7 protein-coding genes are annotated in these 11737 nt (G+C 55.8%); 1 reads left to right on the top strand and 6 read right to left on the bottom strand.

From position 1 onward, the window contains the following. Window positions 1-4: 4 nt before the first annotated feature. The 6 genes from adhP to rlmD all read right to left on the bottom strand — a co-directional run bounded on the left by adhP (window position 5) and on the right by rlmD (window position 8917). A complete protein-coding gene (gene adhP / locus ACSPHG_RS04715) occupies window positions 5-1021 on the bottom strand; it encodes an alcohol dehydrogenase AdhP (protein WP_435952371.1) in 1017 nt (338 codons plus the stop codon). Between the two features lie 169 nt (window positions 1022-1190). Next, window positions 1191-2486: a phosphopyruvate hydratase gene (gene eno, locus ACSPHG_RS04710; protein WP_435952370.1), complete on the bottom strand. Its 1296-nt coding sequence runs from the start codon at window positions 2484-2486 to the stop codon at window positions 1191-1193. 81 nt (window positions 2487-2567) lie between these two features. Continuing rightward, on the bottom strand, window positions 2568-4205 hold the full coding sequence (pyrG, locus tag ACSPHG_RS04705; protein WP_435952369.1) for a glutamine hydrolyzing CTP synthase: 1638 nt from the start codon (window positions 4203-4205) through the stop codon (window positions 2568-2570). Between the two features lie 225 nt (window positions 4206-4430). Further along, window positions 4431-5222 carry a nucleoside triphosphate pyrophosphohydrolase gene (gene mazG, locus ACSPHG_RS04700; RefSeq protein WP_435952368.1) on the bottom strand — a complete coding sequence of 264 codons (792 nt, stop codon included), beginning with the start codon at window positions 5220-5222 and terminating at the stop codon, window positions 4431-4433. 108 nt (window positions 5223-5330) lie between these two features. Further along, the gene (relA, locus tag ACSPHG_RS04695; RefSeq protein ID WP_435952367.1) at window positions 5331-7559 is read right to left on the bottom strand and encodes a GTP diphosphokinase; all 2229 of its coding nucleotides are present in this window, start codon (window positions 7557-7559) and stop codon (window positions 5331-5333) included. Window positions 7560-7603: 44 nt separating this feature from the next. Beyond that, window positions 7604-8917, bottom strand: a complete 1314-nt coding sequence (gene rlmD, locus ACSPHG_RS04690) for a 23S rRNA (uracil(1939)-C(5))-methyltransferase RlmD (protein WP_435952366.1) — start codon at window positions 8915-8917, stop codon at window positions 7604-7606. 59 nt (window positions 8918-8976) lie between these two features. On the opposite strand from rlmD, the gene barA reads away from it, so the two are divergent. After that, entirely contained in the window at window positions 8977-11730 is a 2754-nt protein-coding gene (gene barA / locus ACSPHG_RS04685; RefSeq protein WP_435952365.1) for a two-component sensor histidine kinase BarA, read from the top strand. Window positions 11731-11737 lie beyond the last annotated feature (7 nt).

The raw sequence follows: 11737 nt of genomic DNA, 5'->3' as shown, positions 1-11737 counted from the left end.
AGCGTTACTTCTTCGTTCTGAAATCAATCACCATGCGGCCTTTGATTTTGCCGCTCTCCATTTCCTGGAAGATGGCGTTGATATCCTCCAGCGGGCGCATCGTCACTTTTGGCGTAACTTTGCCTTCGGCGGCAAACTGGAAGGCTTCAGCCAGATCCTGACGCGTGCCGACCAGCGAACCGACGACTTCAATGCCGTCCAGCACCAGGCGCGGGATATTCAGGCTCATGGATTCAGATGGCAGACCGACGGCGACAATACGAGCGCCAGCGCGAACGGCGTCAACGGCGGAGTTGAACGCGGCTTTCGCCACCGCCGTGACGACTGCGGCATGCGCGCCACCGGTTTTTTCCTGGATGATTTTTGCGGCGTCTTCATTGCGCGAGTTAATCACCAGATCCGCCCCGCTCTCTTTGGCGAAGTCGAGCTGCGCGTCGTTGACGTCGATAGCGATGACTTTGGCGTTGAAGACGTTTTTCGCGTACTGCAGGGCAAGGTTGCCGAGGCCGCCCAGGCCATAGATAGCAATCCACTGGCCCGGTTTGATATTGGAAACTTTCACAGCTTTATAGGTCGTTACGCCCGCGCAGGTGACGCTGCTGGCGGCGGCGGACTCAAGGCCGTCGGGGACTTTTACCGCATAGTCGGCAACCACAATGCACTCTTCCGCCATGCCGCCGTCCACGGTGTAACCCGCGTTGGTGACGCTGCGGCACAGGGTTTCATTGCCGCTGTTGCAGTATTCGCAGTGGCCGCAGCCGCGGAAGAACCAGGCAACGCTTGCGCGGTCGCCCACTTTCAGCGAGGTCACGCCCGGCCCAATCGATTTCACAATACCGATGCCTTCGTGCCCAAGCGTAGTCCCTGTCACATCACCAAAATCGCCATTTTTGACGTGCAAATCGGTGTGGCAAACACCGCAACATTCCATCGCCAGTAACGCTTCACCGTGCTTCAGCTCGCGCATAGGTTTATCAATAATTTCAACGGAATGGTCTTTGCTAACTACAGCTGCTCTCATGGCGGTCTCCTGACCTGTGGTTAATATCCTTCAAAGCCTGGTCGAGACAGGAGATGAGCGCAAATTTTTAGGCGGGATTAAGCACTTACGGGGAAAAGCGGTTAATAATCAGACATAAAAAAACCCGCCGAAGCGGGTTTTTCTCAGAATCTAAAGCGACAGTAACGAATTACTGACCTTTAACTTCTTTCAGACCGTTGAACGGTGCTGCATCACCCAGCGCTTCTTCGATACGAATCAGCTGGTTGTATTTAGCAACACGGTCAGAACGGCTCATAGAACCAGTTTTGATCTGGCCTGCAGCGGTACCAACAGCCAGGTCGGCAATGGTAGCATCTTCAGTTTCGCCAGAACGGTGAGAGATAACCGCAGTGTAGCCAGCGTCTTTCGCCATTTTGATCGCAGCCAGAGTTTCGGTCAGGGAACCGATCTGGTTGAATTTGATCAGGATGGAGTTAGCGATGCCTTTCTCGATACCTTCTTTCAGGATCTTGGTGTTGGTTACGAACAGGTCATCACCAACCAGCTGCAGTTTGTCGCCCAGAACTTCGGTCTGGTATTTGAAGCCAGCCCAGTCAGACTCGTCCAGACCGTCTTCGATAGAAACGATTGGGTACTGTTTGGTCAGGTCTTCCAGGAAGTGGGTGAATTCTTCAGAGGTGAAAGCTTTGTTGCCTTCGCCAGCCAGAACGTATTTACCGTCTTTGTAGAATTCGGAAGCTGCACAGTCCATAGCCAGAGTAACGTCTTTACCCAGCTCGTAGCCTGCTGCTTTAACCGCTTCAGCGATAACAGCCAGTGCTTCTGCGTTAGAACCCAGGTTAGGCGCGTAGCCACCTTCGTCACCAACTGCAGTGCTCATGCCTTTAGATTTCAGAACTTTAGCCAGGTTGTGGAACACTTCAGAACCGATACGAACCGCTTCTTTCAGAGTTTTAGCGCCAACAGGCTGGATCATGAACTCCTGGATGTCGACGTTGTTGTCGGCATGCTCGCCACCGTTGATGATGTTCATCATAGGCAGTGGCATGGAGTATTTGCCCGGAGTACCGTTCAGTTCAGCGATGTGTGCGTACAGCGGCAGGCCTTTAGAGGCAGCAGCAGCTTTAGCAGCAGCAAGAGAAACGGCCAGGATGGCGTTCGCACCGAAGTTAGATTTGTTTTCAGTGCCATCGAGATCGATCATGATCTTGTCGATGTTAGCCTGGTCTTTCGCATCTTTACCCATAACCGCCTGAGCGATTGGGCCGTTTACAGCGGCAACGGCTTTAGTTACGCCTTTACCCATGAAACGAGATTTGTCGCCATCGCGCAGTTCCAGCGCTTCGCGGGAACCAGTAGAAGCACCTGATGGTGCCGCAGCCATACCTACGAAACCGCCTTCCAGATGAACTTCGGCTTCAACAGTCGGGTTACCACGGGAGTCGATGATTTCACGACCGATGACTTTAACGATTTTGGACATTAGGTTTTCCTCAGTACAAGTTAAACTAAAACTCCAGACAAACAACGCGCGAAATGTCGCGCGTTGCCGTTCTAACTCTGCTTACTTCGCCTGACGCTTCTGGTATTCACCGGCAGCTTTCACAAAGCCTGCAAACAGCGGATGCCCATCACGCGGGGTGGAAGTAAATTCCGGGTGGAACTGGCAGGCAACAAACCAAGGGTGATTAGGCACCTCGATGATTTCTACCAGTTGATCATCACCGGAGCGGCCTGCAACTTTCAGACCCGCTGCTTCAATCGGCTTCAACAACATGTTGTTGACTTCATAGCGGTGACGATGACGTTCCACGATAGTCGGCTCACCGTACATCTGGCGTACCAGAGTACCGTCGGTCAGCTGACACTGCTGGCCACCAAGGCGCATGGTGCCGCCCAGATCGCTCTTTTCGGTACGTACTTCAACGTTACCTTCTTCGTCACGCCACTCGGTGATTAAGGCGACCACCGGGTATTTACAGTCTGGCACAAATTCCGTGGAGTTGGCGTTTGCCATCCCTGCAACGTTACGCGCGAATTCGATCAGCGCAACCTGCATACCCAGGCAGATACCCAGATAAGGAATATTGTTTTCACGGGCATAGCGCGCGGTGGCAATTTTACCTTCCACGCCGCGATAGCCGAAACCGCCAGGGATAAGGATAGCATCCAGACCTTTAAGCAGCTCTTCGCCGCGCGTTTCAACATCCTGCGAATCGATAAGCTTGATGTTAACGGTCAGACGGTTTTTCAGGCCACCGTGCTTCAGCGCTTCAATCACAGATTTGTAGGCGTCCGGCAGTTCAATGTACTTGCCGACCATACCAATCGTGACTTCGCCCGTAGGATTCGCTTCTTCGTAGATAACCTGTTCCCATTCGCCCAGGTTAGCTTCCGGCACGTTCAAGCTGAATCGTTTACAAATATAATCGTCCAGCCCCTGAGATTTCAACAGGCCTGGAATTTTATAGATGGAATCGACGTCTTTCAGAGAAATAACCGCTTTCTCCGGAACGTTACAGAACAATGCAATTTTCGCACGTTCGTTCGCCGGGACGACGCGGTCAGAGCGGCAAATCAGCACATCTGGCTGAATACCAATGGAAAGTAATTCTTTTACGGAGTGCTGCGTCGGTTTTGTTTTCACTTCACCGGCGGCGGCCATGTACGGCACCAGAGTCAGGTGCATATACAGCGTGTGCTCGCGGCCCACTTCAACGGCCATCTGGCGAATGGCTTCAAGGAATGGCAGGGATTCGATATCACCCACCGTACCGCCAATTTCAACCAGCACAACATCGTAGCCTTCGCCACCTTCAAGAATGCGTTCTTTGATAGCGTTGGTGATGTGTGGGATAACCTGTACGGTTGCACCCAGATAGTCGCCGCGACGTTCTTTGCGCAGGACTTCGGAGTAGATACGACCCGTAGTGAAGTTGTTACGACGCGTCATTTTGTTACGAATGAAACGCTCGTAGTGACCCAAATCCAAATCGGTTTCAGCGCCGTCTTCGGTAACGAACACTTCCCCATGTTGAATAGGGCTCATGGTACCCGGATCGACGTTGATGTACGGATCGAGTTTCATGATGGATACGTTGAGGCCACGGGCTTCGAGAATAGCTGCGAGGGAGGCTGCGGCAATGCCTTTACCCAGAGAGGAAACGACCCCGCCGGTCACAAAAATATAGTTCGTTGTCATGCTGAACCTGAGAAGTTAGGTTTAAAGACGATGGAATAACCAGGACGGGAAAGTAGTATACCCGAACAGTCTGGGTGCCACAAACATTCATTCTTCACCCGCCAACCTGACCTCGCGCTTTGTCAGGGCTAGGAAAATAGCGGGTCTGGTATAAATGTTTTTGACGCAAATCAAGCGCTTGTTAAATCGAATTTGTCGTTAAGTGCGCTTGATCGCAAAAACGCGTTAGATATCAGTTTCCTGGCGTTTAACCTGCTGCCAGGCACTTTCCATCTGATCGAGGGTTGCATCGGTCATTTCCAGGCCCTGCGCGGCGATTATGCTTTCCACCTGGCGGAAACGACGTTCGAATTTCAGGTTGGCTTTTTGTAGCGCGGTCTCGGCTTTAGTGCCCAAATGACGCGCCAGATTTACCGTTGCGAACAGTAAATCACCAACCTCTTCTTCAAGTTTTGCCTCATCGACGACGGCCTGCTGAGCTTCGTGCATCACCTCGTCGATCTCTTCATGCACTTTATCGAGCACCGGGCCAAGCGTGGTCCAGTCGAAGCCCACCGACGAACAGCGGCGCTGAATTTTTTGCGCGCGCATCAGCGCGGGCAGCGCTGCGGGAATATCGTCCAGCGCCGAATGCTGCGCCTTTTCAGCGCGCTCTTCGGTTTTGATGCGTTCCCAGCGTTCCAGAACTTCCGTGCTGCTGTTTGCTACCGCATCGCCGAAGATGTGCGGGTGGCGGCGTTCTAGCTTGTCGCTGATGGCGGCGCAGATATCTTCGAAGTCAAAACGCCCTTCTTCCTGCGCCATTTGCGCATAGAAAACGACCTGGAAAAGCAAATCGCCAAGCTCGCCGCGCAGGTCTACAAAGTCCTCGCGGCTGATGGCGTCCAGCACTTCATACGTTTCTTCCAGCGTGTGCGGCGCAATGGTAGCGAAGGTTTGTTCGCGGTCCCACGGGCAGCCGGTTTCCGGGTCGCGCAGGCGCTTCATGATGTCCAGAAGGCGGGTAATTTGAGTCAATGTCGATCCTATACATTTTGCGTAGGGTGGATAAGCAAAGCGCCATCCACCAGATAATGTCGGATGGCGCTCGCACCTATCCGACCTACAAAGTCACAAGCCGTAAAATCAGCCGTGCAGACGCTTCGCATCGATAATATCCGGCACCTGGTTCAGCTTGCCGAGCACGCGACCCAGCACCTGCAGGTTATAGATTTCGATGTTCATGTCGATGGTCGCCAGCTGCTGCTTGGTATCGCTGCGGCTGGCCACGCCCAGCACGTTGACCTTTTCGTTCGCAAGAATGGTGGTGATATCGCGCAGCAGGCCGCTGCGGTCGTTGGCGGTGACGCGCACCACCAGCGAATAGCCGCTGGAATAGCTTTCGCCCCACACCGCATCCACGATGCGTTCCGGCGCGTGTGACTGGAGCTCAGCAAGCTGATCGCAGTCCGCCCGGTGAATGGAGATGCCGCGCCCCTGGGTAATGAAGCCAACGATTTCATCGCCCGGAATCGGCTGGCAGCAGCGCGCGATGTGGTGCATCAGGTTGCCCACGCCTTCGACCACCACGCGGCCATTGTCTTTGCTGCGTGACTGCGGCGCGTAGGTTTTCTGCTTCAGCTGGCGCAGCGCCTGCTCGTCCTGCTCGGCGGCGGTCGGCTTGTTAAACTGCGCCTGCAGGAAGTTGCTCATCTGGTTGAGGCGAATATCCCCGCCGCCGATAGCCGCCAGCAGCTCTTCAATGTCGTTGAAGTTGTAGCGCGGCAGCAGGGTCTTTTCCGCCTCTTTCAGGCTGATGCCCAGGCGTTCAATTTCGTCGTCCAGAATCTGGCGGCCCGCGAGGATATTTTTGTCGCGATCCTGTTTACGGAACCAGTTATGGATTTTGGCGCGCCCGCGGCTGGTGGTGACGTAGCCGAGGTTCGGGTTCAGCCAGTCGCGGCTCGGGTTCGGCTGCTTCTGGGTGATGATTTCAATCTGATCGCCCATCTGCAGCTGATAGGTAAACGGCACGATGCGTCCGCCAATCTTCGCGCCGATGCAGCGGTGCCCGACATCGCTGTGGATGTGGTAGGCAAAGTCGAGCGGCGTGGAGCCTGCGGGCAGGTCCACCACGTCCCCTTTCGGGGTAAAGACGTAAACGCGATCGTCGAAGACCTGGCTGCGCACCTCGTCGAGCAGCTCGCCGGAGTCCGCCATCTCTTCCTGCCAGGCTATCAGCTTGCGCAGCCACGCGATGCGGTCTTCGTGGCTGGTGTTGCCGCTGCGCGCGTTGCCCTCTTTGTACTTCCAGTGGGCGGCGACGCCCAGCTCCGACTCTTCGTGCATCTGCTTGGTACGGATCTGGATTTCGATGGTTTTGCCGTTCGGCCCCAGCACCACGGTGTGGATTGACTGATAGCCGTTAGGTTTCGGGTTGGCGACGTAATCGTCGAACTCGTCCGGCAAATGGCGGAAGTGGGTGTGCACGATCCCCAGCGCGGCGTAGCAGTCCTGCAGGCGTTCTGCGACGATACGCACGGCGCGCACGTCGAACAGTTCGTCAAAGGCGAGGGATTTTTTCTGCATCTTGCGCCAGATGCTGTAGATGTGTTTCGGGCGGCCATAAACTTCAGCCTTCACGCCCTCTTCTTTCATCGACTTACGCAGCGAGCCGACGAACTCATCGATGTAATGTTCGCGATCGATTCGGCGTTCGTGCAGCAGTTTGGCGATGCGCTTGTATTCCGCAGGATGCAGATAGCGGAAGCAGTAATCCTCAAGCTCCCACTTCAGCTGCCCGATACCAAGACGGTTAGCGAGCGGCGCGTAGATATTGGTACATTCTTTCGCCGCGAGCACGCGTTCGTCTTCCGGCGCGTCTTTTACCTCGCGCAGGTGGGCGATACGTTCGGCGAGCTTGATCACCACGCAGCGGAAGTCATCAACCATTGCCAGCAGCATGCGACGGACGTTATCGACCTGTTCGGCGGAAACGGAATCCGTGTGCGCGGCCTTCAGCTGGCGAATGGCAGCCATATCGCGCACGCCGTGAATCAGCGTGACGACCTGGTTATCAATGCTTTCGCGCATGACCTCTTCGGTCACCACGCCCGCATCGGCAAGCGGGAATAGCAGCGCCGCGCGCAGGGTGTCATTGTCCATGCTCAGCATGGACAGGATTTCCACCATCTCCACGCCGCGCCACAGCAGCAGCTCCGCGTTCTGGTGGCCCTTGGTCTGCTGTTCGCAATAACGCCAGGTTTCGGCTAAGCGTTCACATGACTGCTGGTTTGCGATCCCGAGACTTTCAATCCATTTATCGGGCGCAAACTCGCCAGCTTTGTTGATATGTGCACTTCTTACCGCAACCATTGTCCTCTCCTGTCGGGTACTCGCATCTACTGCCAGCTTGTGGCTTAACCGCGCTCAAAAAGCGCCATGGACTCCAGGTGCCCAGTGTGGGGAAACATGTCGAGCATTGCCAGCCGCCTAATTTGGTAACCCGCGCTCAATAATGCTTCGCTATCACGCGCAAGCGTCGTGGGGTTACATGAAACATAGACCACGCGCTGCGGGGCAAGGTTGATAACATGCTGCATCACGCCGGGTGCACCGGCACGGGCCGGGTCGAGTAAGATTTTATCAAACCCGAGTGCCGCCCACGGATGGCGGGTCACATCCTCTTCCAGATTCTCATGAAAGAATGTGACATTTTTCAGCGAATTATGACGGGCATTATATTCACCTTTCGCCACCAGCGCAGCAACGCCTTCCACGCCCACCACGCTTGCCGCTCGTTTTGCCAGCGGCAGCGTAAAATTACCCATGCCGCAAAACAGATCCAGCACACGGTCGGTTGGCTGGACGTCAAGCCAGTCGATTGCCCTTGCCACCATCTGCTGATTCACCGCGTCGTTCACCTGGATAAAATCACGCGGGCTAAAGCTTAAGCGTAGCCCGTCTGAATGATACCAGGGCGTGTCCTCACCCAGCGCTTCCAGCGTGTCGCTGTCGGGCGCAAGAAATAACGCTACGCCAGCAGTTTGCGAAAACCGTTCCAGCTTTTGCCGGTCGACGGTTTCTAACGGAATAAGATGACGCAGAACCATCAGCGGGCCGCTGTCCGCCAGCACCAGCTCCACGTGCCCCAGCCGACGAACGGCTTTTAATTCGGACAGGCACTGGCGCAACGGTTCCAGCAGCGCCTCAAGTTGGGGCACCAAAACGGGGCACTGGTGAATATCCACCAGCTCTTTGTCGCTCGCCTTGCGAAACCCCATTTGCAGAGTCTGTGATTTTAAATGGAAATTCAGGCTCAGCCGGGCGCGACGGCGGTAGCCCCAGGGCTGCCCGCTGATGATTTCGTTAACCTCGGCAGGCTTTTCGCGAGTGCCCATCATGCGCGCCAGAGCGCGGGATTTTGCCTCCTGCTGAAGGGCAACGCTCGCATGCTGCTGCTGGCAGCCGCCGCAAACGCCAAAATGTTTGCAGCGCGGCTTTTCGCGTTCCGGGCTATCGTTTAAACGTCGCTTCACCACGGCCTGGGCAAAATTGCGCTTATCGTCAACGATCGTGACTTCCGCCTGTTCACCAGGCAGCGCACCGGCAATAAAAAGCGCTTTTCCGTTGTGGCGCGCCACGCCCTGACCAAATGGGTCAAGGTCGTTAACCGTCACGGTTATGATCTGACGAGTCGTAACCCGTCGCTTTGCAGAGTAGAATTGCGCCATGAGTGGAGAAGTGCTCTCAAATATTAACTGTTGTCTCAATTGTCCCATATCGGAACCCCATGACCAACTACAGCCTGCGGGCACGCATGATGATCCTGATTCTGGCGCCAACGCTAATGATCGGTTTGCTGCTCAGCACCTTCTTCGTTGTCCATCGATACAACGACTTACAGCGCCAGCTGGAGGATGCCGGTACCAGCATCATTGAGCCGCTGGCCGTTTCCAGCGAATACGGCATGAACTTCCACAGCCGTGAATCCATCCGCCAGTTGGTCAGCGTGCTGCACCGCCGCCATTCGGATATCGTGCGCGCCATCTCGGTGTTCGACGAAAACAACAAGCTGTTTGTCACCTCAAACTTTCAGCTTAGCCCCTCCATGCTGCAACTTCCCGACGGGGTGAAGCCGCCGAACAGCCTGAGCGTCACCCGTAAAGGCGATGTGATTATCCTACGCACGCCGATTATCTCCGAAAGTTATTCGCCGGATGAATCAGAAATTACCGATGCCAAGCAGGCTGGCAACACGCTCGGCTATGTGGCGATGGAGCTAGATCTCAAATCCGTGCGCCTGCAGCAGTACCGGGAAATATTCATCTCAACAATGATGATGCTGTTCTGCATCGGCATTGCGATGCTCTTTGCCTACCGCCTGATGCGCGACGTGACCAGCCCCATTCGTAACATGGTGAACACCGTTGACCGCATCCGCCGCGGCCAGCTCGACAGCCGCGTGGAAGGCTTCATGCTTGGCGAGCTGGATATGCTGAAAAACGGCATTAACTCGATGGCGATGTCGCTGACCGCCTACCACGAGGAGATGCAGCACAATATTGACCAGGCCACCTCGGACTTACGCGAAACGCTTGAGCAGATGGAAATTCAGAACGTTGAGCTGGATTTAGCCAAGAAGCGCGCCCAGGAAGCCGCGCGCATCAAGTCTGAGTTCCTCGCCAATATGTCCCACGAGCTGCGTACCCCGCTTAACGGCGTGATTGGCTTTACGCGCCTGACGCTCAAAACCGACCTGACGGCCACCCAGCGCGACCATCTGCACACCATCGAACGTTCGGCGAACAACCTGCTGACCATTATTAACGACGTGCTGGACTTCTCGAAGCTTGAAGCGGGCAAGTTAATCCTCGAAAGCATTCCGTTCCCGCTGCGCAGCACGCTGGACGAAGTGGTGATCCTGCTGGCCCATTCGGCCCACGATAAGGGGCTGGAGCTAACGCTCAATATTAAAAACGACGTGCCGGATAACGTGATTGGCGACCCGCTGCGCCTGCAGCAGGTGATCACCAACCTGGTCGGCAACGCGATCAAATTTACCGAAAGCGGCAATATCGACCTGCTGGTGGAAAAGCGCTCGCAGGGCAACAACAAGGTGCAGATTGAAATGCAGATCCACGATACCGGGATCGGCATTCCTGAACGCGAGCAGTCGCGGCTGTTCCAGGCGTTTCGTCAGGCGGATGCCAGTATTTCGCGCCGTCACGGCGGCACCGGCCTGGGGCTTGTCATCACGCAGAAACTGGTTAACGAAATGGGGGGCGATATCTCCTTCCACAGCCAGCCAAACCGCGGCTCGACCTTCTGGTTCCACGTTAATCTCGATTTAAACCCGAACGCGGTGCTGGACGGCTATTCCACGGAAAACCTCAGCGGCAAGCGTATTGGCTACGTAGAACAGAACGCTACCGCCGCGCAAAGCACGCTGAATCTGCTGGCCGACACGCCGCTGACCGTGGTCTACAGCCCGTCGTTCACCACCCTGCCCGACGAGCATTACGACATTCTGCTTATCGGCGTTCCGGTGACGTTTAACGACACGCTAAGCATGGAAAATCCGAAGCTGTTCAAAGCCACGACCATGACGGATTGCCTGATTCTGGCGCTGCCGTGCCGCGCGCAGGTCAACGCGGAAGATCTCAAGAAACAGGGCGTGGCGGCCTGTCTGCTCAAGCCTATCACCTCGACGCGCCTGCTGCCGATGCTGGCTGACCGCTCGTTCAGCAAAACCCCCGCGCTTGTCGAAGGCGAAAACAGCGGTAAATTCCCGATGACGGTGATGGCGGTGGACGATAACCCGGCGAACCTGAAGCTCATCGGCGCGCTGCTTGATGACCACGTGCAGAACGTCGTGCTGTGCGACAGCGGGCTACAGGCCATCGACCGCGCGAAGCAGATGCAGATCGACATCATTTTGATGGATATCCAGATGCCCGAGATGGACGGCATCCGCGCCTGCGAACTGATCCGTCAGCTTCCGCACCACCAGCTTACGCCGGTGATTGCCGTCACGGCGCACGCTATGGCGGGGCAAAAAGAGAAGCTGCTGAGCGCCGGAATGAACGACTATCTCGCCAAGCCGATAGAAGAGCAGAAGCTGCTTAACCTGCTGGCACGCTACCAGCCCGGCACCATCGTGGCCGCCCTCCCCGCGCCTGAAAGCGCGCCGCCGGTGAGCAACAAGAATCAAACTATCGACTGGTCGCTGGCCCTGCATCAGGCGGCGAATAAGCCGGACCTGGCGCGCGATATGCTGCAAATGCTGCTCGCTTTCCTGCCGGAAGTGCGCAACACGGTTGAAGAACAGCTGGTGGGCGAGAACCCGCCGGGGCTGGTGGAAATCATCCACAAGCTGCACGGCAGCTGTAGCTACAGCGGGGTGCCGCGGCTGAAAAATCTGTGCATGACGCTCGAGCATGAGATGCGCAACGGCGTCGCGCCGCAGGATTTGGAGCCCGAACTGCTGGAACTGCTCGATGAGATGGATAACGTGTCGAGAGAAGCGCACCAGATGTTGGGGTAGTGTTGCA

The organism is Dryocola baronae (assembly GCF_051297175.1).
GTDB lineage: Bacteria > Pseudomonadota > Gammaproteobacteria > Enterobacterales > Enterobacteriaceae > Dryocola.
The sequence above is the reverse complement of the archived record's forward strand: the minus strand, read 5'-3'. Positions and strand labels throughout refer to the sequence as shown.